Origin of the sequence: Embleya sp. NBC_00896, assembly GCF_045207785.1 — a bacterium.
Taxonomy (GTDB): Bacteria; Actinomycetota; Actinomycetes; order Streptomycetales; family Streptomycetaceae; genus Embleya.
Genome location: NZ_CP108776.1, coordinates 3321060 through 3345990, shown reverse-complemented (window position 1 = coordinate 3345990; position 24931 = coordinate 3321060). Strand labels below are relative to the sequence as shown.

24 protein-coding genes and 1 tRNA gene are annotated in these 24931 nt (G+C 71.4%); 16 read left to right on the top strand and 9 right to left on the bottom strand.

The annotated features are described in order from the left end of the window. Positions 1 to 48: 48 nt before the first annotated feature. On the bottom strand, positions 49 to 513 hold the full coding sequence (locus OG928_RS15145; protein WP_406283923.1) for a MarR family winged helix-turn-helix transcriptional regulator: 465 nt from the start codon (positions 511 to 513) through the stop codon (positions 49 to 51). A 62-nt stretch (positions 514 to 575) separates the two neighbouring features. On the opposite strand from OG928_RS15145, the gene OG928_RS15140 reads away from it, so the two are divergent. After that, entirely contained in the window at positions 576 to 1091 is a 516-nt protein-coding gene (locus OG928_RS15140; protein WP_406283921.1) for an O-acetyl-ADP-ribose deacetylase, read from the top strand. An 87-nt stretch (positions 1092 to 1178) separates the two neighbouring features. On the opposite strand, the gene OG928_RS15135 is transcribed toward OG928_RS15140, so the two are convergent. Beyond that, positions 1179 to 2567 carry an NlpC/P60 family protein gene (locus OG928_RS15135; protein ID WP_406283919.1) on the bottom strand — a complete coding sequence of 463 codons (1389 nt, stop codon included), beginning with the start codon at positions 2565 to 2567 and terminating at the stop codon, positions 1179 to 1181. 302 nt (positions 2568 to 2869) lie between these two features. Then, on the bottom strand, positions 2870 to 3727 hold the full coding sequence (locus tag OG928_RS15130; protein ID WP_406283917.1) for a class I SAM-dependent methyltransferase: 858 nt from the start codon (positions 3725 to 3727) through the stop codon (positions 2870 to 2872). Between the two features lie 252 nt (positions 3728 to 3979). On the opposite strand from OG928_RS15130, the gene mshA reads away from it, so the two are divergent. The 5 genes from mshA (at position 3980) to OG928_RS15105 (ending at position 8989) form a co-directional block, all read left to right on the top strand. Beyond that, entirely contained in the window at positions 3980 to 5299 is a 1320-nt protein-coding gene (gene mshA, locus OG928_RS15125; RefSeq protein WP_406283915.1) for a D-inositol-3-phosphate glycosyltransferase, read from the top strand. Positions 5300 to 5330: 31 nt separating this feature from the next. Next, complete coding sequence (locus OG928_RS15120) at positions 5331 to 5840, top strand: YbjN domain-containing protein (protein ID WP_406283914.1); 510 nt, start codon at positions 5331 to 5333, stop codon at positions 5838 to 5840. Positions 5841 to 5909: 69 nt separating this feature from the next. Next, positions 5910 to 6668 (top strand): phosphoglyceromutase, encoded by a 759-nt coding sequence (locus tag OG928_RS15115; protein WP_406283912.1) that lies wholly within the window; start codon positions 5910 to 5912, stop codon positions 6666 to 6668. Positions 6669 to 7112: 444 nt separating this feature from the next. Further along, positions 7113 to 8312, top strand: a complete 1200-nt coding sequence (locus OG928_RS15110) for a sensor histidine kinase (RefSeq protein WP_406283910.1) — start codon at positions 7113 to 7115, stop codon at positions 8310 to 8312. Continuing rightward, entirely contained in the window at positions 8309 to 8989 is a 681-nt protein-coding gene (locus OG928_RS15105; RefSeq protein WP_020552235.1) for a response regulator transcription factor, read from the top strand. The genes OG928_RS15110 and OG928_RS15105 overlap by 4 nt, the downstream gene beginning before the upstream one ends. A 115-nt stretch (positions 8990 to 9104) precedes the next feature. On the opposite strand, the gene OG928_RS15100 is transcribed toward OG928_RS15105, so the two are convergent. Next, positions 9105 to 9797: a hypothetical protein gene (locus OG928_RS15100; RefSeq protein ID WP_406283908.1), complete on the bottom strand. Its 693-nt coding sequence runs from the start codon at positions 9795 to 9797 to the stop codon at positions 9105 to 9107. Positions 9798 to 10183: 386 nt separating this feature from the next. Between OG928_RS15100 and OG928_RS15095 the strand changes: the two genes are divergently transcribed. From OG928_RS15095 to OG928_RS15070, 6 genes are all read left to right on the top strand, one after another. Next, on the top strand, positions 10184 to 10666 hold the full coding sequence (locus tag OG928_RS15095; protein ID WP_020552233.1) for a CarD family transcriptional regulator: 483 nt from the start codon (positions 10184 to 10186) through the stop codon (positions 10664 to 10666). A gap of 55 nt (positions 10667 to 10721) precedes the next feature. Then, positions 10722 to 11516 carry a 2-C-methyl-D-erythritol 4-phosphate cytidylyltransferase gene (ispD, locus tag OG928_RS15090; RefSeq protein WP_406283906.1) on the top strand — a complete coding sequence of 265 codons (795 nt, stop codon included), beginning with the start codon at positions 10722 to 10724 and terminating at the stop codon, positions 11514 to 11516. After that, a complete protein-coding gene (gene ispF, locus OG928_RS15085; RefSeq protein WP_406283904.1) occupies positions 11506 to 12009 on the top strand; it encodes a 2-C-methyl-D-erythritol 2,4-cyclodiphosphate synthase in 504 nt (167 codons plus the stop codon). Before ispD ends, ispF begins: the two co-directional genes overlap by 11 nt. Positions 12010 to 12050: 41 nt before the next feature. Beyond that, a complete protein-coding gene (cysS, locus tag OG928_RS15080) occupies positions 12051 to 13460 on the top strand; it encodes a cysteine--tRNA ligase (RefSeq protein WP_406283903.1) in 1410 nt (469 codons plus the stop codon). A gap of 116 nt (positions 13461 to 13576) precedes the next feature. Continuing rightward, positions 13577 to 14557 carry a 23S rRNA (guanosine(2251)-2'-O)-methyltransferase RlmB gene (gene rlmB, locus OG928_RS15075; protein ID WP_406283901.1) on the top strand — a complete coding sequence of 327 codons (981 nt, stop codon included), beginning with the start codon at positions 13577 to 13579 and terminating at the stop codon, positions 14555 to 14557. 83 nt (positions 14558 to 14640) lie between these two features. After that, positions 14641 to 15912 (top strand): TQO small subunit DoxD, encoded by a 1272-nt coding sequence (locus OG928_RS15070; RefSeq protein ID WP_406283899.1) that lies wholly within the window; start codon positions 14641 to 14643, stop codon positions 15910 to 15912. 82 nt (positions 15913 to 15994) lie between these two features. Here OG928_RS15070 and OG928_RS15065 read toward each other — a convergent pair whose 3' ends face one another. Both OG928_RS15065 and OG928_RS15060 read right to left on the bottom strand, forming a co-directional pair. Then, positions 15995 to 16423, bottom strand: a complete 429-nt coding sequence (locus OG928_RS15065) for a PPOX class F420-dependent oxidoreductase (RefSeq protein WP_406283897.1) — start codon at positions 16421 to 16423, stop codon at positions 15995 to 15997. 47 nt (positions 16424 to 16470) lie between these two features. Then, positions 16471 to 17580, bottom strand: coding sequence for an ABC transporter ATP-binding protein (locus OG928_RS15060; protein WP_406283895.1), 1110 nt, complete (start codon positions 17578 to 17580; stop codon positions 16471 to 16473). Positions 17581 to 17806: 226 nt separating this feature from the next. On the opposite strand from OG928_RS15060, the gene OG928_RS15055 reads away from it, so the two are divergent. Beyond that, positions 17807 to 18838, top strand: coding sequence for a LacI family DNA-binding transcriptional regulator (locus OG928_RS15055; RefSeq protein WP_406283893.1), 1032 nt, complete (start codon positions 17807 to 17809; stop codon positions 18836 to 18838). A 131-nt stretch (positions 18839 to 18969) separates the two neighbouring features. Here OG928_RS15055 and OG928_RS15050 read toward each other — a convergent pair. After that, positions 18970 to 19043, bottom strand: a tRNA-Thr gene (locus OG928_RS15050). Positions 19044 to 19216: 173 nt separating this feature from the next. On the opposite strand from OG928_RS15050, the gene OG928_RS15045 reads away from it, so the two are divergent. Together OG928_RS15045 and OG928_RS15040 are read left to right on the top strand one after the other, a co-directional pair. After that, positions 19217 to 19480, top strand: a complete 264-nt coding sequence (locus OG928_RS15045) for a GlsB/YeaQ/YmgE family stress response membrane protein (RefSeq protein WP_406283892.1) — start codon at positions 19217 to 19219, stop codon at positions 19478 to 19480. Between the two features lie 137 nt (positions 19481 to 19617). Next, complete coding sequence (locus tag OG928_RS15040) at positions 19618 to 20502, top strand: acyl-CoA thioesterase (RefSeq protein WP_406283890.1); 885 nt, start codon at positions 19618 to 19620, stop codon at positions 20500 to 20502. Positions 20503 to 20561: 59 nt separating this feature from the next. Here the strand turns inward: OG928_RS15040 and OG928_RS15035 are convergent, their stop codons facing one another. Together OG928_RS15035 and OG928_RS15030 are read right to left on the bottom strand one after the other, a co-directional pair. Then, on the bottom strand, positions 20562 to 21092 hold the full coding sequence (locus tag OG928_RS15035; protein WP_406283888.1) for a flavin reductase family protein: 531 nt from the start codon (positions 21090 to 21092) through the stop codon (positions 20562 to 20564). Positions 21093 to 21444: 352 nt separating this feature from the next. Continuing rightward, on the bottom strand, positions 21445 to 22824 hold the full coding sequence (locus OG928_RS15030) for a class I adenylate-forming enzyme family protein (protein WP_406283886.1): 1380 nt from the start codon (positions 22822 to 22824) through the stop codon (positions 21445 to 21447). A 470-nt stretch (positions 22825 to 23294) separates the two neighbouring features. Here OG928_RS15030 and OG928_RS15025 point away from each other — a divergent pair, with 470 nt between their 5' ends. After that, a complete protein-coding gene (locus OG928_RS15025; RefSeq protein WP_406283884.1) occupies positions 23295 to 24902 on the top strand; it encodes a diguanylate cyclase domain-containing protein in 1608 nt (535 codons plus the stop codon). Positions 24903 to 24931 lie beyond the last annotated feature (29 nt).

Here is a 24931-nt window from a genome sequence, read left to right as displayed (position 1 = left end):
AGGACGATAGCGCGGGCGGCTGGGGGCGGGTAACCGTGCGGGTTGTCCCTACCCCGCGTCGTCGGCCCGATTCGCCGCCTCGCGCAGCACCACGAGGGACCGCACGAGCCCGTCCAGGTCGCCGGGCTCCAGGTGTATCAATACCCGGGCGAGGGCCTGGCGGCGGGCGGATCGCAGTTCCGCCACGAATCGGACCCCGGCGGGCGCCAGTCGCAGCACCACCTCCCGGCGGTCGGTCGTACTCGGACCGCGCTCCAGCAGGCCGGCGGCCACCAGGCGATCGCACAGCCGGCTGGCCGAGGAGGGGATGGCCCGCAGTCGGCCGGCGAGCATGTTCAGGTTGATGCCCTCGTGGTCGGCGATCACGAGCAGGGCCCGCAGCTGGGACGGCGACACCCGGCCTCCCGGCTCGTCGTGCGCGTGGGTTCGTACCGCGGCCATCCACTCGCACAGTGCGTCCACACGATCGAGCAGTTCCGCGGGTAGGTCCCCTTCTCCTCGGGCCACGGACATCCGGCCACTGTGCCGGCTAACCGAGTGGGAGCGCCACGGGCGTTGCCGGCACGCTTGCGGCCATGACACGGATAACGCTGGTTCGCGGCGACATCACCGAGCAGCACGTGGACGCGATCGTGAACGCGGCGAACTCGTCGCTGCTGGGCGGCGGCGGTGTCGACGGGGCGATCCACCGCAGGGGTGGTCCGGAGATCCTGGCGGAGTGCCGGGCGCTGCGCGCGGCCAAGCTCGGTCGTGGCCTGCGGCCCGGTGCGGCGGTGGCCACGACGGCGGGGCTGCTCCCGGCGCGCTGGGTGATCCACACGGTGGGACCCGTGTACAGCCACACCGAGGACCGGTCCGCGCAACTCGCCTCCTGCTACCGCGAGTCGCTGCGGGTGGCGGACGAACTGGGCGCGACCACCGCGGCCTTCCCCGCGGTGTCCGCGGGCGTCTACGGCTGGCCGATGGAGGACGCGGCCAGGATCGCGGTCGAGACCGTGCACGCGACGCCGTCCGGGTTGGAGGAGGCACGCTTCGTCCTGTTCGAGGCCCGCGCGTACATCGCGTTCGAGAACGCGGTCGCGGCGCTCTGACGGTCGCGACCCCCCGAACACCGACCCGAACCCCGAACACGCGAGCGGGCCGAGCCCGAAGGCCCGGCCCGCTCACGGCGTCTCGCGTCAGGTGCGGGTCGGCGTGGACCCCGCGCTGCCCGACGGTTTGCTCGTCCCCGACTTGCTCGGGCTGCTCGTCGCCGGCGGTGTCGAGGGCGTCGTCGGCGGAACCGATGTGGGCGGTTGCGTCGTCGGCGGCTCGGTGGTCGGCGGCTCGGTCTCGGGCGGCTCGGTGGCCGGTGGCTCGGTGGTCGGCGGGTTCGTCGTCGGCGGCGGCGTCGTCGGTGGCGTGACCGGCGGCGTCGTAGGCGGCTTGGCCGGCGTCGTGGGCTGTCCCGGGACGTGGGGGATCGCCGGCGCGTTCACCGTGCCCGCGCCCGCGTCCGGTCGCACGACGCCCAGGATCGGCATCGACCCGGCGTTGGCGACCGTGATCGTGCGGCCCGGTCGGGGCGCGTGCACGATCTTGCCGTTACCCAGGTACATGCCGATGTGGCTCGCGTCGGAGTAGTAGACGATCAGGTCGCCCGGGCGCATCTCGGCGACCGACACCCGCGGCAGCGACGCCCACTGCTCCTGGGACGTGCGGCGGATCGGGACCCCCGCGAACGCCCACGCCTTCGAGGTCAGGCCGGAGCAGTCGTAACCCTGCGGACCGACGCCGCCCCAGATGTAGGGCAGGCCGATCTTGTCGATCGCCCACGCGATGGCCAGCGCGGCCTTGGGCGAGGTCTGCTGGTCGGGCTTGCCGATCAGCGTGCTCAGCTGGGTCTGCCCGGCCTGCGCGGACAACTCCTCCATCCGGGCCAGCTCGGCGAGCTGCTCGGGCGTGAGGCCGGCCAGTATCTTCTCGGCCTCGGCGATGCGCGTCTCGATGTCGGTCTTGGCCTTGGCCGCTTCCTGCTCCAGCCGACGGCTCTCCGCGAGCTGTGCGTCCGCGCTCTTTTGCATCGCCGTGAGCTGCAGTTCGGCCTGCTTGGCCCGGGCAATGGTGTCGAGCTGCGTCTGCGAGATGTGCTTGTACGCCGGCGCGTCCCGGAGGAACTGCTGCGGGTCCGAGGACAGCATCAGCGTCAGCATCGGGTCCATGCCCCGGGTGGTGTACTGCAGTCGGGCCAGCCGGCCGAGGTCGTCGCGGGCCTTCTCGACGTTCTGTCGGGCCCAGACGACGCCGGCGTTGACGTCGTTGACCTTGATCTGCGTGCGGCCGAGTTGCTCGGTCGTGGCGTTGTACCGCTCGGTGGCCTGCTCGGCCTGGCGGTACAGCTCGGCGACCCGGGCCTGGGCGGCCAGCAGGTCCTGCACGGACGTGATCGCGGTATTGGCGGGCGGCGCGGGCGGGACTCCGGGGGCCGCCCACGCGTTGCCGCCGAACAGGGCCGCGCACAACAGTGCCGCGCCGCAGGTGGTCACAGCCCGGGTTCGCAGGCCGGACCGGCCCCCGAGTTTCACCATGCTTTCGCCCTTTCGGAAATCGAATGCGTTCTGCGACGATTCGGACGATTCACTGCGGCGGTGCCGAAACAAACCGAAACCGGCACTCGATGGATGGCAGGTCCCGAGGACCGGTTCAGCGTCGGATCCTTGCATGTTCCGGCTGCGATGGGCAGAGGAACATTCGTGATCGTCCGGTTATCGGATCGGGCGAAACGGTTCAATTACGGATGAGACGCCGCCCCGTACCCCTGTCGAGTGAATGTCGTTCGCAAAAGATTTCACGTGCCTTTTCCGATCGGACACGAGTCACCGGGAATGTATCAACACCGTGATCTGATATTTCGGTCGGACGGGGCGACCGCCGACCACGCCACGGTCAGCTCGCCCTGTCGCCGGCGCGCGGGTCCGTCGCACACCGGCCAGTCCCGGGCCAACGTGTCCGTCGCCGCGATCCAGCGCTGCCGGGCCCCGAACGCCCCGAGCGGCGCGTGCAGATCCCACGCCCGGTCGAACGCGGTCAGGAACGCGTGTATGGGCTCACCGGGCACATTGCCGTGGATCAGCGCCTTGGGCAGCCGCTCGGCCAGCTCGGACGGGCGATCGAAACCGGCGAGCCGGGTCGCGAACGTGACCGTGCGCGGCCGCGCGTCCGCCCCGATGCCCAGCCACACCGCGCGCCGGCCCAACTCGTCGCACGTGCCCTCCACGAGCAGCCCGTCCGGCGCCAGCCGCGCGCACATCCGCGCCCAAGCCGCCGGCACCGCGTCCTCGTCGTACTGCCGGAGCACGTTGAACGCCCGGATCACGGTGGCCGAGCGCCCCGCGGGCAGCGGCACCTCGAAGCCGCCGCGCGCGAACGTCAGGCGCTCGCGCGCGTACGGCAGGGCCGCGGCGACCCGCTCCGGATCGATCTCGAACCCGACCACCTCGACGTCGGGCCGCACCGTGCGCAGTCGCCGGAGCAGTTCGAGGGTGGTCACCGGCGACGCGCCGTAGCCGACGTCGACCACCAGTGGATCGGCCGCGGTCCGCAGCAGTCGCCCGTGCACGCCGGTCAGCCACCGGTCCACCCGGCGCAGCCGATTCGGATTGGTCGTCCCGCGAGTGATCACTCCCGAGGGTCGGGATCGAGCCCCCGCTCCCGGAGCGCCGTGTCCCGGTATGCCGCGCGTGCCCATGCTCGCAGCGTAGGGGAACACCTCCGTACGCCCCCGCAAGCGGTCCGGATCACACTCCGGGAGGGAATCCCCTCCCACCACCATGGGTTAGGTCATGAGTTGGGCCGCAAACGATCGATCGGCGACCCACGGTCGATGGAAGCTCGATACAAGTAGTACCTCTGTACGACCAGCATCTCCGCACGACCGCGAAACCGCACGACACGACAACACAAGACGACATGGCACGGGGCCGGCCAGGGAGGTCAACGAGTGAGCCACCACGTCCAGCGCGCGACCAGACTCGGAGCGCGCCGGGGGGCACCTCGTCGGATCGCGACGCTGAGCGTTCACACCTCCCCACTGCACCAACCGGGCACCGGCGACGCCGGCGGCATGAACGTCTACATCGTCGAACTGAGCAAGCGGCTCGCCGCGCTCGGCATCGAGGTCGAGATATTCACCCGCGCCACCGGCAGCGACCTGCCCCCGGTGGTCGAGATGGCCCCGGGAGTGCTGGTCCGGCACGTCACCGCGGGACCGTACGAGGGCCTGTCCAAGGAGGACCTGCCGGCCCAGCTGTGCGCGTTCACATCCGGCGTGCTGCGCACCGAGGCCATGCGCGACCCGGGCCACTACGACCTCGTGCACTCGCACTACTGGCTGTCCGGCCAGGTCGGCTGGCTCGCCAAGGAGCGCTGGGGTGTGCCGCTGGTGCACACCATGCACACGATGGCCAAGGTCAAGAACGCCTCGCTCGCGGGCGGCGACGCCCCCGAACCCAGGGCCCGGGTGATCGGCGAGTCCCAGGTGGTCGAGGCGGCCGATCGCCTGGTCGCCAACACGGTCGAAGAGGCCGAGCAGCTGATGGACCTGTACGACGCGACCGCCGAACAGGTCGCGGTGGTCAACCCCGGCGTGGACCTGGAGACGTTCAGCCCCGGCAACATGGCCGAGGCGCGCCGCCGGCTCGGCGTGCCGGTGGACGCCACGGTGATCCTGTTCGCGGGCCGGATCCAGCCGCTCAAGGCCCCCGACGTGCTGCTGTACGCGATCGCCCACCTGTTGCAGGCCGACCCGACCCTGCGCGACTCGCTCGTCGTCGCGGTGGTCGGCGGCCCGAGCGGGAACGGCCTCGCCGCGCCGGAGCACCTGCAGAAGCTCGCCGCGACGCTCGGCATCCACGACGTGGTCAGGTTCCAGCGTCCCGTCCGCCAGGACGTCCTGGCCGACTGGTACCGCGCGGCCACCGTCGCGGTCGTGCCGTCCTACAACGAGTCCTTCGGCCTGGTGGCCATCGAGGCCCAGGCCTGCGGCACCCCCGTGGTGGCGGCGGCGGTCGGCGGCCTGCCCACCGCGGTGCGCGACGGCGTCTCGGGCACCCTCGTCCGGGGGCACAACCCGGTGGACTACGGCCTGGCGCTGCGCGACCTGATCAGGGCCCCGGCGATGCGCGAGGACTACTCGGCGGGCGCCGTCCGGCACGCGGCGGCCTTCGGCTGGTCCTCGGCGGCGGCGTCGATGGCGGAGGTGTACGCGGAGACGCTGGCCCGCAGCGCGGCCCCGCGTGGTCGGGTCGTGGGCGGGCAGTAGCGTCGGTGTGTCGAGACGATTGGGGCAGGTCGTGGGAGCAGCGCAACAGGATCAGGCCGCGGAGACCGTCCGCGCGGCCCTGAAGGACGCCGGCGTCGAGTGGGAGCAGCCCAAGCCGGACACGTTCGTCGCGGTCCTGCCGGGCACGCGCAAGCTCAAGACGACGGTCGCGCTCACCGTCAACGCGCACACCCTCGCGGTGAGCGCGTTCGTGGTCCGGAACGCCGACGAGAACCACGCGGCCTTCTACCGCTGGCTCCTGGAGCGCAATGTGCGCCTGTACGGCGTGGCCTTCGCCGTCGACAAGGTCGGCGACGTCTACCTGAACGGCCGGCTGCCGATCGGCGCGGTGACCACCGACGAGGTGGACCGCATCCTCGGGGTCGTGTTGCAGGCCGCCGACGACAGCTTCAACACGCTCCTGGAGATCGGCTTCGCCACCTCGATCCGGCGCGAATGGGACTGGCGCGTCGAACGCGGCGAATCGCTGAAGAACCTGGAGGCGTTCGCCCGCTTCGCCGCGCCGGAGAACCGGGAATAGCAATTCGCCCCATATCAGGAGAAAAAGGCCGTTGCCGGGGCCCCGATCGCCTCGATTAGGCTCCTGGGCATGGCTGATGCTCTCTACAAACTGGTCCTTCTGCGGCACGGCGAAAGCAAGTGGAACGAAGCGGGTCTTTTCACCGGCTGGGTCGACGTCGACCTGACCGAAAAGGGTGAGAAGGAGGCCGCGCGCGGCGGGCAGCTGCTGCTCGACGCGGGTGTCCTGCCGGACGTTCTGCACACCTCGCTCCAGCGCCGCGCGATCCGCACCGCGCAGCTCGCGCTCGACGTGGCCGACCTGAACTGGCTTCCGGTCCGCCGCTCGTGGCGGCTCAACGAGCGGCACTACGGCGCGCTCCAGGGCAAGGACAAGAAGCAGACCCTCGAGGAGTTCGGCGAGGAGCAGTTCATGCTCTGGCGCCGCTCCTACGACACCCCGCCGCCGCCGCTCGCGGACGACGACGAGTACTCGCAGTTCGACGACCGCCGGTACGCGTCGCTGCCGGTCGAGATCCGGCCGCGCACCGAGTGCCTCAAGGACGTCGTCGAGCGCATGCTCCCCTACTGGTACGACGCGATCGTGCCGGACCTGCTCGGCGGCGACACGGTCCTGGTCGCCGCGCACGGCAACTCGCTGCGCGCGCTGGTCAAGCACCTGGACGGCGTCTCGGACGCCGACATCGCGGGGCTGAACATCCCCACCGGCATCCCGCTGCTGTACGAGCTGGACGCGAACCTGCGCCCGCTGACCCCGGGCGGCCGCTACCTCGACCCCGAGGCCGCCGCGGCGGCGATCGAGGCGGTCAAGAACCAGGGCCGCAAGTAAGCGCGGACCACCGCTCGCGAAACACCGCGTGAAGCAACCCCTACAGAACGCCGCGTACGGAACACCGCTCGCGAAACGTCGCGTACGGGACACGGTGTGAAGTCGATCGGCTCCGCGCGGGGCGCCCTACCTGTCACGGAAGGGGTGAGGCGCCCCGCACGGGCCGGGCTCTGGGCCCGAACACCGGGTTACCGGGTTCTAGCGACCGCAGCTGCCTCCGCAGTTGCACGCGGAACCCGACTTGCAGCCGCAACCGCAGTTCGATGGGCAGTTGCAGCCCGGTACGGGGGCTTGCGGCTGGGGCGGGGTCTGAGTGTCGGGCATAACGACCTCCGAACGATCACCGGTGACAGGCGTGGCGCACGGGTGAACGACACATGAAGATCTGCATGTGGGACCCTCTGGACGGTTTCACCCGTTCGGAGCAGCTCTACCCTGGAACATGTGGACGTGAACGTTGCTGCTGCCGCTTTGGCCGCTGTATCCGGATTGGCCGTGGGCGTAGCCGGCACCTTGGCTTTCCGCTGGAGTGAGCGAGTCCAGGGTCGGGGTACGGCCGTCGCGCCCGCCGCGACCCCCTCGCTGCCGCCCGGTGTGGCCACCGTGCTGTCCGTGCTGCGCTCCTCGGCGGTGGTCCTGGACGAGACCGACACCGTCGTGAAGGCGAGTTCGGCGGCCTACAAGTTCGGCCTCGTACGCGGGGACCAACTCGTTCCCGAGGACCTGCTCGTGATGGCCAAGGAGACCAGGCGGGACGGTGAGATAAGGCAGCGCGACCTGCTCCTGGAGCGCGCGGACGGCGAGCAACACGAGTTCGAGGTGTCCGCGCGGGTCGCCCCGCTGGGGTCCCGGCTGGTGTTGCTGCTGGTCGAGGACCGCACCGAGGCCCGGCGGGTGGACGCGGTCCGCCGCGACTTCGTGGCCAACGTGAGCCACGAGCTCAAGACCCCGGTCGGCGCGCTGTCGCTGCTTGCCGAGGCGGTCATGGACGCGAGCGACGATCCCGAGGCGATCATCCGCTTCGCGGGTCGGATGCAGATCGAGTCGGCCCGGCTGACCAACCTGGTCCAGGAGCTGATCGACCTGTCCCGGGTCCAGAACGACCATCCGCTGCACCACGTCGGTCCGGTACCGCTGGACGAGCTCGTCGCGGAGGCCGCCGACCGGTGTCGGCAGGCCGCGGAGTCCAAGCAGATCACCCTGGTGATCGGCGGCGACCCGGGCCTGATCGTGCCGGGCGACCACAATCAACTGGTGATGGCCCTCGGCAACCTCGTCGAGAACGCGGTCAACTACAGTCCCGCCCGCACAAGGGTCGACATCGAGGTCAGAGCGGAGTCGCGAATGGCCGTCATCACCGTTTCCGACCAGGGCCTGGGGATTCCCCAGCGGGACCTGGATCGCATCTTCGAGCGGTTCTACCGCGTCGATCCGGCCCGTTCGCGGGCCACCGGCGGTACCGGCTTGGGCCTGTCCATCGTCAAGCACATCGCGGCGGGCCACGGGGGAGAGGTAACCGTGCGCAGCCTGGAGGGTGTGGGATCCACCTTCACCCTCGTGCTGCCGTTCAAGACCGCCGGATCGCATACCTCTCAATCGATGTCGATGACATCGTCGACCCCATCCATGGAGGCTTCACGATGACCCGTGTGCTCGTCGTCGAAGATGAAGAGTCCTTCAGCGACGCGCTGTCGTACATGCTTCGCAAGGAAGGCTTCGAGGTGGCCGTCGCCGCCACCGGACCCGAGGCCCTGGAGCTGTTCGACCAGGGTGGCGCCGACCTGGTGCTGCTCGACCTGATGCTGCCCGGGCTGCCCGGCACGGAGGTGTTCCGCGGGCTGCGGGCCAAGTCCAACGTGCCGGTCATCATGGTCACGGCCAAGGACAGCGAGGTGGACAAGGTCGTCGGCCTCGAGATCGGCGCCGACGACTACGTCACGAAGCCGTACTCCACGCGCGAGCTGATCGCCCGGATCCGGGCGGTGCTGCGGCGTCAGGGCGGTGAGCCGACCGACGAGCCGCGCGCCATCGAGGCCGGTCCGGTCCGGCTCGACGTGGAGGCGCACCGGGTCACCGTGGAGGGTCGGCGGATCGACCTCCCGCTCAAGGAGTTCGACCTGCTGGAGGTCCTGCTGCGGAACGCGGGCCGGGTGCTCACCCGGATGCAGCTGATCGACCGGGTGTGGGGCGTCGGCTATGTGGGTGACACCAAGACGCTCGACGTCCACGTGAAGCGCCTGCGGGCCAAGATCGAGCCCGACCCGGGGGCGCCGCGCTACCTGGTCACGGTGCGCGGCCTCGGGTACAAGTTCGAGCCCTGATCGGCCCGGGGCGGCACCCGCCGCCCCCACGACGACGGCGCCCGCGCCGCCCCACCGGTTCGTCCGGGGGCGGCGCGGGCGCCGTCGTATGTGCCGAGTGTCCGCGTCGCGGGCGTCAGCTGCGGGCCGGGGCCGAGGAGCTGTTGCGCGGCGCGGACGAGCCGGCCGAGTTCGCCGGGGCCGAGGCGCCGTTGGACGGCGTCGACGAGGTCGCGCTGCCGCTCGGCAGCGTCGTCGCGGGCGGGGCCGTGGTCGGCGGGGCGGGCGGGGCCGGCGGCGGGGTGAACGCCGGGGTCGGCTTGAGCTGCTCGTAGTAGCTGGTCGGCCCGTACACCGCGACGTCCAGCGAGGTCTCGCCGGCGGTGCCGAACGCGAACGTCACCCGGCGGAACGAGCCGGGCGCGACGTCGGGCGCGTTCGGGAAGACCAGCGGGCCCAGGAATTCCCGGCCCATCGGACTGTTCGCGGGGATCCCTTCCGGACGGTCGACCATGTACAGGGCGCCACCGGCCGGAATGGTCAGGGGGCCGCCGATGGCCTGACCCGCGCCGTCCACGGTCACCTTGGTGATCGTCTCGGGCGTGGTGCCCTCGTTGAACAGCGCACCACCGAGCGCGACCAGGTGCTTGCCCGGGTCGCCCGTCACCAGTTGCACGTTCTGGATCTTGAGGGCGCCGAACGCCGTGTTGGCGGTGTCGGGCTTGATCTGCTGCGTCTCGGCGTCGTTGCCGCTGGCGCAGCCCGCGGCCAGGGGAAGGACGACGGCGACGGTGGCGGCGAGGGCGCCGCGTCGAAGGCTGCGGCTCACGGCGGCGGCATCTCCTTGAAGAGCTCGGATGAGGACCGGTCACGATGACCGGTGACAGCGTACTCAGGCCGCAGGGGCGACTCGTACGCGGCTCACCGCGCCCGGGGCGGGCCTCGCCGGGCCGGTACCGAGGAGATGTGGCCGCGACACCGGCGATACGCCCGTGGGGCCCATGTGACATATGGGTCGCGCGGGAGCACTCGACGCGCCGCCCGATGATCCTATTTGTCCTATTTGTTCGAGTCCTACAGGTGTGGGGCTCCCTGTCCCAGCACGGCCGGAGGTCGGTTGTCAAGCCCCGACTAAGGCCCTGACCTGCGGAAACGTCATTCAGTAGGGGCGTGTCCCGTGTTACCCTAGAAAGCCACGGAAGGGGTACCTGTCACATGACGTTCAAGGTTGGCGACACCGTGGTCTACCCCCATCACGGGGCCGCGCTGATCGAGGCGATCGAGCAGCGCACGATCAAGGGTGTGGACAAGACCTATCTGGTGTTGAAGGTCGCCCAGGGTGATTTGACCGTCCGCGTTCCTGCGGACAATGCGGAATTCGTCGGTGTCCGGGACGTGGTCGGCCAGGAAGGGCTCGACCGCGTCTTCGAGGTACTGCGCGCTCCGCACACCGAGGAACCGACGAACTGGTCACGACGTTACAAGGCGAACCTGGAAAAGCTCGCCTCCGGTGACGTTATCAAGGTCGCGGAGGTCGTGCGCGATCTATGGCGCCGCGAGCGTGATCGCGGCCTGTCGGCAGGCGAGAAGCGCATGCTGGCGAAGGCTCGGCAGATCTTGGTGAGTGAGTTGGCGCTCGCCGAGAACACGAACGAGGACAAGGCCGAGGCCATCCTCGACGAGGTCCTGGCTTCCTGAGCCGTAGGATCCGCCCGTCGGTGACGGACGGATCCGCCGGTGCGGTGTCGACGCGATGATCGCGTCGGCGCCCAGGTGGTTTGAGGGGACTTCGTTGAACGCTGCGGTCCTTGTGCCCGCTGCAGGGCGTGGTGAACGGCTCGGTCCCGGTGCGCCCAAGGCGTTGCGTGAGCTTGGGGACATCCCGATGCTGGTGCACGCCGTCCGGTCGCTGTTGGCCGCCCGCGGGGTATCCGCGGTCGTGGTCGCCGCGCCTCCGGACGGTGTGGCCGGTGTCCGGGATCTTTTGCGTGCGCATCTGCCGTCGGATTCACCCGTACGGGTGGTCGCCGGCGGTGCGACGCGGCAGGAATCGGTGCGACTCGCGCTCGACGCGGTGTCGGCCGAACACGACATCGTGCTCGTGCACGATGCCGCGCGCCCGTTCGTGCCGGCCCGGGTGGTGGAGGCGGTGATCGCCGCCGTCGCCGACGGGGCCGACGCGGTCGTGCCCGCGCTGCCCGTGGTGGACACGGTCAAAGAGGTCGTCGCGGTCGACGGGATCGAGTCCGTCGTGCGCACGGTCGATCGGTCGCTGTTGCGCGCCGTTCAGACTCCGCAGGGTTTTCGTCGGGCCGTGCTGGCGCGCGCGCACGCCGAGGCGGGCGGATTCGGCTCGGAGGGCGCGACCGACGACGCCGGGATGGTCGAGCGCACGGGCGGCACGGTCGTGGTGGTGCCCGGATCCGAAGAGGCGTTCAAGGTGACGCGCCCGTTCGACCTGCTGCTCGCGCGGGCGCTCCTGGAGCGGCGCGCGGCGGAGTCGGCGCGGGCGGCGGCAGACAGTACGGAGACCGACGTTGTCCGGTGAGCACGCCCCCCGATTCGTCCTGCCCCGTACCGGGGTGGGCGTGGACGTCCACGCCTTCGAGGAGGGCCGCGAGCTGTGGGTCGCGGGACTGCACTGGCCGGGGGAGACGGGACTCGCCGGCCATTCGGACGCCGACGTGGTCGCGCACGCCGCGTGCGACGCGTTGTTCTCGGCGGCCGGGATCGGCGACCTGGGCGCGCACTTCGGGACCTCCCGGCCCGAGTGGTCGGGGGCGTCCGGGGTGACGTTGTTGACCGAGGCGGCCCGGCTGGTGCGGGCGGCCGGCTTCGAGATCGGCAACGTCGCCGTGCAGGTGATCGGGGTCCGGCCGAAGGTGGGCCGACGCCGGGCGGAGGCGGAGGCCGCGCTGTCGGCCGCCGTCGGTGCTCCGGTGTCGGTGTCCGGGACCACGACCGACGGGCTCGGCCTGACCGGTCGGGCCGAGGGAGTGGCCGCGATCGCGACCGCGCTCGTGGTCCGAACCGAGGGATAATGCGGAACGGCACGCCGCCGTGACGCTCTAAGCTTGCGCCTGTGAGCATGCGCCTGTACGACACCAGCACCCGCACGGTCCGGGACTTCGTGCCGCTCGTCGACGGACAGGTCTCGATCTACTTGTGTGGTGCCACCGTGCAGGCGCCGCCACACATCGGGCACATCCGATCGGGGCTGAACTTCGACGTGCTGAGCCGGTGGTTCGCCCACCGCGGCAACGACGTCGTGTTCTGCCGCAACGTCACGGACATCGACGACAAGATCATCGCGAAGTCCTGCGAGCAGGAGATCCCCCACTGGCGGCTCGCGCAGGCCAACGAACGGGCCTTCGCGGACGCGTACACCGCGCTGGGCTGCCTGCCGTCGACGGTCGAGCCGCGGGCGACCGGGCACATCCCCGAGATGATCGAGATGATGGACCGGCTGATCGCGACCGGGCACGCCTACCCGTCCGGTGGCGACGTGTACTTCGACGTGTCGTCCTTCCCCGCCTACGGCGCGCTGTCCGGGCAGAAGCCCGACGCGATGCGGGAGGCGGAGGACGCGGGCGCCGGGGCCGCGGGCAAGCGGGATCGGCGCGACTTCGCGTTGTGGAAGTCGGCCCGGCCCGGCGAGCCCTCGTGGGAGACGCCGTGGGGGCGCGGTCGGCCGGGGTGGCACCTGGAGTGCTCCGCGATGGCGCACAAGTACCTGGGCAGCGCGTTCGACATCCACGGTGGCGGGCTCGACCTGGTGTTCCCGCACCACGAGAACGAGATCGCGCAGTCCAAGGCGGCCGGCGACCGGTTCGCGAACTACTGGATGCACAACGCCTGGGTCACCCTCAGCGGCGAGAAGATGAGCAAGTCGCTCGGCAACTCCGTGCTCGTGACGGAGATGCTCAAGCGCTGGTCGCCGCTGGTCCTGAGGTACTACCTGGCCACCCCGCACTACCGGTCGATGATCGAGTACAGCGAGGAGGCCCTGCGCGAGGCCGAGGTCTCGTTCGGGCGGATAGAGGGTTTCCTCGAGCGCGCCGGCGAGCAGACCGGGGCGATCGAGCCGGCGGCCGAGATGCCGGCGGCGTTCGCGGCGGCGATGGACGACGACCTGGGCGTGCCGCAGGCGATGGCCATCGTGCACAACACCGTGCGCGAGGGGAACACCGCGCTCGCGGCGGGCGACAAGGACGCGGTCGTGCGGCACGCGGCCGACGTCCGGGCGATGCTGGGCGTGCTCGGCATGGACCCGCTGTCCGCGCAGTGGACGGCGGGCGCGTCCGCCGGTCGCTCGGACGAACTGCGCGGGGTGGTCGACCACCTCGTGAAGCTCGCGCTCGAACAGCGCCAGGCCGCGCGGGCCCGGAAGGACTACGCCGCGGCCGACGCGGTCCGGGACAGCCTCACGGCGGCCGGGATCGTGGTGGAGGACACTCCCAACGGCCCGCGCTGGACGCTGCACCGGGACTAGCGCCAAGACGCGCCGTACGGCCGGACCGCCATGAGTTGGCGGGCCGGCCGTACGGTTGTACAAGCATGTGAGCTGATTTCAGCTGCTGATGAAGCAATCGAAGGGATGTACCCGTCATGGCCGGCAACACGGAGCGCCGTAACAAGCGCAACGAGGGAAGCAAGAAGGGGCCCTCGGTCGGTACTGGTGGGCACAGCCGCCGGGCGCTCAAGGGCAAGGGGCCGACCCCGCCCGCCGAGGCGCGCAAGGGCCACGCCAAGCAGCGTGCGGCCCAGGCCGCCGCCAAGCGCAAGGCCGCGTCGCCCACGACCCGTCGGGCCTCCGGCGGCGGCCGTCCCGGTCGCGGTGGCAAGAGCTCCTCCGAGCTGGTCGCCGGCCGCAACTCGGTGCTCGAGGTGCTGCTCGCGGAGGCGCCCGCGACCTCGCTGTTCATCGCGCAGTACATCGACAGCGACGACCGCGTGCGCGAGGCGATGAAGATCGCCAACGTCCGGGGCATCCCGCTGATGGAGATCCCGCGTCCCGAACTGGACCGGATGACCGACGGCGCGATCCACCAGGGCCTGGTCCTGCAGATGCCGCCGTACGAGTACGCGCACCCCGACGACCTGATCGTGGACGCGCACGACCGCGGCGAGGCGCCGATCATCGTCGCGCTCGACAGCATCACCGACCCGCGCAACCTCGGCGCGGTCATCCGCTCGGCGGCGGCCTTCGGCGGCCACGGCGTGGTCGTGCCGGAGCGGCGTGCGGCCGGCATGACGGCGGGCGCCTGGAAGTCCTCGGCGGGCGCGGCCACCCGCGTGCCGGTGGCGCGCGCGGCCAACCTCACGCGCGCCCTGGAGGCGTACAAGAAGGCGGGCATGACCGTGGTCGGCCTCGCCGCCGACGGGGACATCTCGCTGGAGGAGCTGGACGCGGCGGTCGACCCGATCGTCATCGTCGTCGGTTCCGAGGGCAAGGGCCTGGGCCGGCTCGTCCAGGAGACCTGCGACATCACCGTGCGGATCCCGATGGCCGGCGGCAACGAGTCGCTGAACGCGGGTGTCGCGGCGAGCATCGTGCTCTACGAGGTGGCCAGGCGCCGCGCAGTGTAACCGGACGAAGCGGGCCTTGTGGTCCGTATCGGGTAATACGCGAAGGGCCGCATCCTCGGGGGACCTCTCGCGGTTATTGATGCGTGGACACCAGATCGGAAGGCAGCTTCGGCGGTGCTGTCGGGCTGTTGCCCTCGCCCGCGGCTGTGCGTGACCCCGGCGATCCGGCGGCGGTCGCCACCCCCACGAAGACCCTGCGGGTGGTTATCGGCGGCCCCGGGGCCGGCGGCGCGCCCGGACCCATGCCCAAACAGCGCGAGGCGGCGGACGACGCCACGACGCGGCTGCCGGCGATCCGTGACGACATGCCCCGTCGGCGCGCGCCGGCCGCGCGGCGGACGTCGGGGACGGCCGTGCGCGAGCGGGACGGCACCGCGGCGGCGGCCACGCACGCGCGGCGCGGCACGCTCCCGGGCGGCACGGTGCTGTTGCCGCTGCGGCTGTTCCTCGGCGGGGCGTTCCTCGTCGAGGGCCTGCGCAAGCTGTACGCGCCGGGCTTCCTGGACCCGAGCTCGACCGACTCGTTCGGGCACCGGATCGGGGTGCTGCGCGACGGCAGCCTGTCGCCGTCGGTCATGGACCTGGCCGCCGATCACGCGATCGGGGCGGGCCTGCTGTTCGCGTTCGGACAGGTCGTGGTCGGCTTCGCGGTCGTCCTCGGGCTCTGGACGCGGCTCGCGGGCCTGCTCGGGATGCTGCTGTCGCTCGGCGTGCTGATCGCGGTGGGCTCGGGCTCGTCGCCCTACCACGCGCCCTACGTGGTCTTCCTGGCCGCGTTCAGTCCGCTCGCGCTCGCCGGCGCGCCGATGTACTCGGCGGACGCGTGGCTGTCCCTGCGGACCTGGCGCGGGCCGATCATCACGCCCGTGCGGGCCCGGCGGCGCAAGCTCGGCTACGGCTCGATGCTCGCGTTCGCGGGCGTCGGCGCGACCCTGCTCGCGGGTTCCTTCCTCGGTGGCGGCCACCGGCACCTGGACGAGTCGGACACCGGCCGGACGGGCGACACGGTGCAGCCCGCCGGTCCCGCGGTCCCGGGCGCGCCCGCCGCCGGTCAGCAGGGCGCCGCGGTGGCCACCCAGCCCAGGCCGCCGGTGGCCGAGCCCTCGGCGGTGGTCCCGCCCAAGGCGAGCACGGCGCCGCAGATCACGCCGCGGGTCGCGACTCCCTCGCCGTCCGCCAAGGGCGGTCCGGGTGCCGCGAAGTCGACCTCGGCCGGCGCCCCGGACAAGAAGACGACGGGGGCCGCCACGCCGGCCGCCGGCCGGAGCTCCATGGGCGGTTCGACCACCGGTGCCTCGGGCAGCGCGCCCAAGACCGGCGCCGGCGCGAAGCCGCTGGGCGGTCTGCTGGGCTGACGCCCGGGCGCACCCGTGCACGACACGACGGAGGGGGCTCGCACGATGTGCGAGCCCCCTCCGTCGTGTCGTGCACGGGTCGTCATCCCGCGATGTTGCGGTCGGCGACCACGTGGTGGATGTGCACGTGGACGACCCGTTCGCCGTCCACCGGCTCCCGTTCCACCGCCTCGTCCGCACCCATGTAGCGCGCGGCGATCCGCTTCGTCCACACCCGCAGTTCGGTCGGGTCCACGGACATCCGGGCCTCGCCCTCGACGACGACGTAGGCGTACGGCGCCCGGTCGTCGTCCACGCACAGGCTCACGCGCGGATCGTTGGCGAGGTTGCGGCCCTTGACCGACGACGCGAACGTCGTGAAGACGAGTTCGACGGTGTCGCCGCGATCGTCGAGGTCGAACCAGATCGGGGCCACGTGCGGCCGGCCGTCGGGGCGTACGGTGGCGAGTTTTCCGGTCCGCGGACCTTCCAGGAGGAAGGCCCGCCACTCGGTCTCGGTCATGCGTTCCATGGCCCGAGTCTCGCCTGTACCGGGTCCGACGGCCGGTAAGCGCGACGTCAGTCGACGAGGCGTTCGCCGGACTTGGTGGAGAACAGGTGCGTCTCGCCGACGGTCGGGACGACGTGCAGGACGCCGCCCTTCTCCGGCACGTCCCGGCCGGGCACCCGCACGACCAGCGGCTTGGTCTCGCCGTCGATGGTCACCGAGCCGTAGACGAACGCGTCGGAGCCGAGCTCCTCGACGACGTCCACAGAAACCGCGAGGCCCTTGCTGTCCTTGGACAGGCCCTCGGCCGAGTTGATCTTCAGGTGCTCGGGGCGCACGCCCAGGGTCACCTTGCTCCCGCCCTCGGCGACGGCCGCTTCGCGGGCCTCGCGCGAGACGGGGACGATCGCGTCGCCGAAGCGGATGCCGTCCTCGGCGAGGTCGACCTCGATCAGGTTCATCGCGGGCGAGCCGATGAAGCCGGCCACGAACACGTTCGCCGGGCGGTCGTACATGTTGCGCGGGGTGTCGACCTGCTGGAGCAGCCCGTCCTTGAGCACCGCGACGCGGTCGCCCATGGTCATCGCCTCGACCTGGTCGTGCGTGACGTACACGGTGGTGACGCCCAGGCGGCGCTGCAGGCCGGCGATCTGGGTGCGGGTCTGCACGCGGAGCTTGGCGTCCAGGTTCGACAGCGGTTCGTCCATCAGGAAGACCTGCGGCTCACGGACGATCGCGCGGCCCATCGCGACGCGCTGGCGCTGACCGCCGGAGAGCGCCTTGGGCTTGCGGTCGAGGTACTCGGTGAGGTCGAGGATCTTCGCGGCCTCTTCGACCTTCGCGCGGATCTGCTTCTTGTCGACGCCGGCGATCTTCAGCGCGAAGCCCATGTTCTCGGCGACCGTCATGTGCGGGTAGAGCGCGTAGTTCTGGAACACCATCGCGATGTCGCGGTCCTTGGGCTCCAGGTTGGTGACCTCGCGGTCGCCGATGTGGATCGAGCCCCCGGTGACCTCCTCGAGACCCGCGAGCATGCGCAGGGAGGTGGACTTTCCGCAGCCGGAGGGGCCGACCAGGACGAGGAACTCGCCGTCGGCTATCTCCAGGTCCAGCGCGTTGACGGACGGGCGCTCGGCGCCCTTGTAGGTACAGGTCGCCTGCTTGTAGCTGACCGTGGCCATGGTGATGTGTCCTTCCACCGGCAGGAACGTGCCGGACGATCCGAGTGGAGGGTGAAGTGCCTGGCGCGCAGTGCCCCGAGCAAAGTGGTCTAGTCCATTCCAGATGGACTCCGATCACCGTACCCGGGAGCACCGGTTCTGTCAGCAGTCGGCCGGGGTCGAAAAGTTTTGCGTGAGCTGCAAGGCCCTGCGAAATCCTGCAGCAAGCATCACTAGGCTGCGGGGCATGAAGGCTCGGCTGGCGGACATCGCAACGCAGGCAGGGGTCAGCGAGGCGACCGTCAGTCGGGTCCTGAACAGCAAACCCGGGGTGGCGGAAGATACTCGGCAGGCCGTCCTGACCGCTCTCGACGTGCTCGGATACGAGCGCCCCGCGCGCCTGCGGCGACGCAGCGCGGGTCTGGTCGGGCTCATGCTGCCCGAGCTGGACAACCCGATCTTCCCGGCGTTCGCGCAGGTCATCGAGCGGGCGCTGGCGCACCACGGCTACACGCCGGTGCTGTGTACGCAGACCCCGGGCGGGGTCACCGAGGACGACTACACCGAACTGCTCCTGGAGCGCGGGGTGTCCGGGATCGTGTTCGTCTCGGGGCTGCACTCGGACTCGGGCGCCGACCTGTCGCGCTACCTGCGGCTGGTCGAGCGCGGACTGCCGATGGTGTTCGTCAACGGCTTCGCGCCCGGGGTGGACGCGCCGTTCATCTCCAGCGACGAGGCGGTCGCGGTCGAGCTGGCGATAGGGCACCTGGCCTCGCTGCGGCACACGGCGATCGGGCTCGCGGTCGGTCCCGAGCGGTACGTGCCGACGGCGCGCAAGATCGCCGGCTTCCGGCGCGGCCTCGCGGAGCGCTTCGGGGTCGAGGACGCGAACGGGTGGATCGAGCGGTCGCTGTTCTCGGTCGAGGGCGGCCAGGCCGCGGCCGGCGCACTGCTGGATCGGGGCGCGACGGCGATCGTGTGCGGGAGCGACCTGATGGCGCTCGGCGCCGTGCGGGCGGCCCGCGAGCGCGGGCTGCGGGTGCCGCAGGACGTCTCGATCGTGGGCTACGACGACTCGCAGCTGGTGGCGTTCACCGATCCGCCGCTGACCACGGTGCGGCAGGCGGTCCAGGCGATGGGCGCGGCGGCGGTCCGTGCGCTGCTGGACGAGATCGGCGGTGGCCGGGCGCCGCGCACAGAGCTGATCTACCGGCCCGAGCTGGTCGTCCGCGGCTCGACGGGTCCGGCGCCGGACGTCGTGCGCCGAGACGAGCGCTGAGGCGGGCGCTCGGCGCGCGTGGTGCGGTGCGGGCGCGGGTGGAGTGCCGCGGATGCGGTGGGTGGGCGTGGTGGTGCGGCGGGCACGAAAGCGGGCCGCCATCCGCGTTTTCGCAGATGACGGCCCCTGTGAGCCCCGAGTCGGGTTCGAACCGACGACCCCGCGCTTACAAGGCGCGTGCTCTGGCCAACTGAGCTATCGGGGCGTGTACCGGACCATTTTGCACCGTCGCCACCCGGCGGGCGCAACCACCTTAGGGCTTTGCGGCCCGGGCGTGTCCGCGTTAACGCGCGGTGATCGTGGGGAACAAGAGACACCTACCCGGAAAAGTCCGGGTTTGCGGGAGTTTGCCTGGCTCGCTGGTGGCTGGAGGGAACCATGACGTTCGTTGGCCTGATCATCGCCGGCATCATCATCGGCGCGTTGGGGCGGCTCTTCCTCCCCGGCCGGCAGAAGATCGGCTTCTTCGCGACGATGGCGGTGGGCATCGTCGGGACGCTGATCGGCTACGGCATCGCCGCGGCTCTGGGCGTCGAGGCCACCAGGGGCATCGACTGGACCCGGTGGATCATCAGCATCGCGGTCTCGGTGTTCCTGGTGTCGTTGGTCGTCAAGTTCACCGGGATGGGTACGCGCCGCTGATCGGGTGCGCCGCGGTTCGTGGGAATCGGCGCTCCACGAATGGGAACTGACGATCTATCAGATATACCGGAAGGGGCGGAGCCGGTCGGCTTCGCCCCTTCCCGTGCGGCCCGAAGTGTGGCTGCGATCATGCGTTCATGGCTGGTGGAGTGTCGATGTGGCCGAGTATCGCGACGGCCGACGTGGTGGACGCGCTGGATCTCGAACGGGTCGGGCCGAAGGGTCCGGAGGGGTCGGCGGACCCGACCGGTGTGGTGGTCTTTCGGGCCCGCAACATCGTGACGCGGATCCCGCGCACGCTGGGCGCGCAGGTCCTGGCGCAGACGGTGGTGGCCGCCGAGCGGGTCGTCCCGCACATGGCCGTACAGACTCTCCAGGGCGTGTTCCCGCGGGCCGGGGATCCGACCGAGCCGGTGGACGTGCGGGTCGAGCGGCTGCACGAGGGGCGGTCGGTCGCGATGCTCCAGGTCGGCTTTCGGCAGGGTGCCGCCGAGCACTTTCGGGCCTTCGTGACGCTCGGCGTGCCCGGGGCCGAACTGGTGCGGCACGCGGACGCGTTGCCGGTCGAGGTGCCGGGGCCGGAGGAATGCGCCGAACTGCCGGTTCCGATGCTGCCGTGGGAGGTGCGCACGTTCGGTGGGGTGGACGCGCTCGCGCCGGAGCTGGCCGGGCCGCCGCGGCTCGACCTGTGGACGCGGTGCGCGAAGGTCGCGGACGGCCCCACGACGGCGCGCGCGATCCTCGCGTGGACGACCGAGGGCTTTCTGGGCCCGGTCGCGCTGCGGCCGTATCCGCGGGACGAGATCGAGCGGCGCGGTGGGCGGGCGATGTCGGTGGCACTGGCCCAGAACATCACGTTCCACCAGGAGTTCTCGGCGCACGAGTGGTTGTTGCTGCGGTGCGCGAGCGAGTACGCGGGCGATGGGCGCATGCACGGCCGGATCCGGGTGTTCACCCGGGACGGGCGGCTGGTGGCGTCGGTGACGGCGGACGGGTTGATGCGGCCGGGCGTGCGGCCGTAGGTCTTTGTGGGCGAGTGGTCCGGTGGCCGGGGTGTTCTGGCGGTCGGGGCGGGGTGGGGTCAGCCGAGGGTGCCGTAGCCGCCGCGGAAGTGGATCAGGGGGAGGCCCTCCGGGCTGGGCAGTTCGGCGGTCAGCACCTCGCCGACGTAGAGGATGTGGTCGCCCGCCTCGACGACCTGGTGGGTGCGGCATTCCAGGGTCGCGAGCGCGCCGCCGACGAGCAGGGCGCTCGACACCGTGCCGCGGCGGTGCGGGATGTCGGCGAACATCAGTCGGTCGCTGACCCGGCCGGGGATCGCGAAGCGGCCCGCGATGTGCCGTTGGCTCTGCGACAGGAGCGATACCGCCCAGAGCGGTTGCTCGTCGAGGAGGTCGCGCATGCGGGCCTCGCGGCGCAGGCTGATCAGGACCAGCGGTGGGTCCAGGGATACCGACATGAACGCGGTCGCGGTCATGCCCACGTCGTCCATCGGGCCGCCGTCGTCGGGGTCGCCTTCGAGGGCGGTGATCAGGACGACACCGGTGGCGAAGCGGGACAGGGCGGCCTTGAACGCGGTTGCCTCCACGGGAGGCGGGGCGGGGTGGGACACGGAGTCCAGGGTATGCGGGTCTCGCGGGGCGGCACGTGGGGTGGGGGTGGCGTGGGGTTGGCCTCAAGCGCCGGCCGGGCTGGTGTGACCTGGCCTTCGGCCGAGGGTGGCCTCAAGCGCCGGTCGGGCTGAATGTGGCTTGGTTGGCTGCGGCGGGTGTTGGGTGGCCTCAAGCGCCGGTCGGGCTGAATGTGGGTTGGTTGGCTGCGGCGGGTGTTGGGTGGCTTTGGGTGGCCTCAAACGCCGGCCGGGCTGAAATTGCCTCGGTCGGGTTGGTTGGCTGCGGTGGGTGTTGGGGTGGCCTCAAGCGTCGGTCGGGCTGAATGTGGGTTGGGGCTGGGGGTGGGCGGGGTCAGGTGTTGGTTATTTCTTGGGTGAGGGTGGTGCGGCGGTTGGGGCCGGTGGGGAGTTCTGTGGCGTAGAAGACTCGGGTGGGGTGTTTGTGGGGGGCCAGGGCTGCGGATTCGCAGGTCTTGCGTAGGGCGGCGGGGCCCGGGACCCGGTCGGGGTCTTCAGCGACGAGCACGGCTGCCAGGACGCGGCCCAGGTCGGGGTGGGGCAGGCCGATGACGACCACGTCGCGGACGCCCGGGTGGGTCTTGAGGACGCGTTCCACCTCGCCGGGGCCCACGCTGTCGGCGCCGACGCGGATCAGCTCGGCGGCGCGGCCCGTGACCGTCAGGGCGCCGCTCGCGTCGTCCAGGACGGCCAGGTCGCCGGTGCGGTACCAGCCCTCGGTGAGCGCGTCGGCGGTGGCCGCCGCGTCGTCGGCGTAGCCGTCGAACAGCAGCGGGCCGCGCACGCACATCTCGCCGTCCGGATCGAGGGCGATGTACTGGAGCGTCCCGGGGATCCCGCAGGCCCCCGGCTGCGCGAACACTTCCGGCCCGGCCAGCGTGGTGAGCACGCCGGTCTCCGGCGAGCCGTGCACGATCCGGACCGTCGCGTTCGGCGCGACCCGGGCGATGCCATCCAGGACGGCGACCTCGGTCGGCCCGGTATCGGCGAACCGCAGCGTGTCCAGGGCCTCGGCGTCGGCCGCCGACTCGGCGAGCGCCCGCCACACCTCGGGGGCCGCCGTCAGCCGGGCCGCCGCGTGCTCGCGCACCGCCGTGCACAGTGCGGCCGGATCACCGCCGGGCACCAGGACGAGCGTGTCGCGCGCGTGCCACTGGCCGAGCGCGAGCGTCCACGACTCGGCGTCGTCCAGGTCGGCCGCGAACACGTGCGTCCCACGCGTCTCGGCGAGCGCGCCGGGGTGCGAGCGCAGCACCAGGGCCCGGTGTGACAGGAGTACGCCGCGGCGGCCGGACGGGGCGATCAGGCAAGGGTCGGTCTCGGCGGGCTCGACGTCCGGCGGCTCGGGCAGGTCGTCCGGGTCCTCGTCGTCGAGGTCGGCGATCAGCGCGGCGGCGTCGTCGGCCCCGGTGAGCACCAGGGCGGGCCGGTACCGGTCCGGGGCCTCGGCGTCGCCGGTGACGAGCACCGCGCCCAGCCGGGCCAGCGCCGCGAACACCGGAACCGCCGCGATGCCGGGCCCGGTCGAGGCCGGTGTGAGCGCGACCCGGTCGCCCGCCGCGATGCCCAGCGCGTACAGCCGCCGCAGCGCGAGTTCGGCCGCCGCGTCCACCTCCGCGAAGGTCAGCGAGCGTTCGCCGAGCACGATCGCGGTCCGGTCCGGGACGGCGCGGGCCGCGTTGGCGAAGACCTCCCCGACAACCAGACCGGTCATGGGCCCACCCCCGTTGATCGACGCGTGTGCTGCCGTTCGTCGTACGGCTCCGGCCACGCGTGCGCAAGATCGTACGGAAACCTGACGGACGTACCGTAGGGACTCCGGGCGCCCACTGGGAAGAGCGGCCGACGATCTTGCTCCCGTTCGACTGTGCATCAGCTCCCTGACGCATAGTGGGCCCTCACCCAGTTTCTGATTGGTCGTCAGTTATCCGAACCAATCCCTGGGGATAGTTCCCGAAGATGCGCTCCGGCCTCGTACGATGCGCGTTGGATGCCTGCGGAGGAGCCGATTCCGGGCCGGCCCTGCGGTCCGAGTCGATACGGTATGAAGCGTGAGGTGGCTCACAGTGACAGTCTGATCGATGACGGAACGTCGCCAATTCGAAGCCCGCTGTGATTCAGTTTCTCTGGTAAACGGACGATATCTGTTCAGAAGACACCGGCGTCGACCCCTGGGGGAGACCCATGACAGCCGAGACGGAGACCCACGTCCGGTTGGCGACTCTGCGCCTTTTGAACCGCGTCGTCGCCGACCTGAACGCCACGCGCGACCTCAAGGACACCCTCCAAGCCGTCGTCGACGGAGTGGTTTCGGGCCTCGGGTTCGGGGTCGCCGCGGTCAATCTCGTCCGCTCCGACGCCGATCTGGAGGTTGCGGCGGTCGCCGGCAATGACGAACTGCGCAAGGCGATGGCCGGCCAGATCGGCTCGCGCGAGGGCTGGGATCGAATTCTGGCCACCGCGGAGCCGTGGGGGCCGTTGCGCTTCCTCGGGCACCGCTCGGGGCTCGCGGACGTGGGCGACGTGCCGAGCTGGATACCCGACCTGCCCGTCGGCGACCACCCGGAGGCATGGCATCCGCGCGACGCGCTGCTCGCCCCGCTGCACACGCCCGAGGGCGAGCTGGTCGGGGTGCTCTCGGTGGACCTGCCGGTGGACGGCCTGCGGCCCGCCCCGTGGCGGCGCGAGGTGCTCGGCATGTTCGCCGCACAGGCGGCCATCGCGGTGGACAACGCGCGGCTGCGCAGCGAGATGTTGCGCGCCGTGGCCCGCCTGGAGCGCGAGCAACTCGCGCTGCGGGCGAGTGAGGAGAGCTTTCGGCAGGCTTTCGAGTACGCGCCCAGCGGCATGGTGATGACCGGCGTGCGCGGGCACGAACAGGGCCAGCTGCTGCGGGCCAACGACGCGCTGTGCCGGATGCTGGGCTACCCGGCCCCGGTGCTCAAGCGGCTCGGGCTCGGCGCGCTGGCGCACCCCGAGGACCGTCCGCTGCTCGGCGGCCACCTGGGCGGGACGGTCCCGGTGGCGGGCTGTACCGAGCTGCGTCTGGCACGCAGCGACGGAACGTATCGGTGGGTCTCGCTGCGCACGTCGCAGGTCGCGGACGGGCTCGGTGACCTGCGGTTCGGGCTGACCCACGTCGAGGACATCGAGGACCGCAAGCAGCGCGAGCAGGCACTGGTCCACGAGGCCAGTCACGACCCGCTGACCGGTCTGCCCAACGGGCGCGAACTGCGGGCCCGGCTGGCGGCCCGGTTCGGCCTCGCCACCGGCGTCTCGGGCGGCCCCGTGGGCGAGCCGTACGCGGACGAGTGGGCGGTGCCCGCCGGCGCGATCCTGAGTGTCCCGGAGGGCGCCGTAGTGGTCGTGGACGATCCGCCGGCCATCGAGCGCCGCGGCGTCGCGCTGCTGTTCTGCGACCTGGACGGTTTCAAGCACATCAACGACAACTTCGGCCACCACATCGGCGACGTGGTGCTCAAGGCGGTCGCCGAGCGGCTCACCGCGGCCGTGCGCGAGGGGGACACGGTGGCCCGGCTCGGGGGCGACGAGTTCGTGGTCCTCGCCGACGGGATAGGGCGCGAGGAGGCGGAGGAGATGGCGGTGCGGCTGCGTCGTGCGCTGTCCGTGCCGATTCCGGCCGAGGGCCTCGCGGTGCCGCTGGAGGGCGCCAGCTTCGGGATCGGCTGGGCGGAGGAGGCCGCCGAGCCCGAGGACCTGCTGCGGATCGCGGACGAGCACATGTACGCCAACAAGCGTCGCCGCGACCGAGCCCAGCGGCGAGCCGGTTAGAACCACCTCGTTGGCGGCGCGCGTACTGG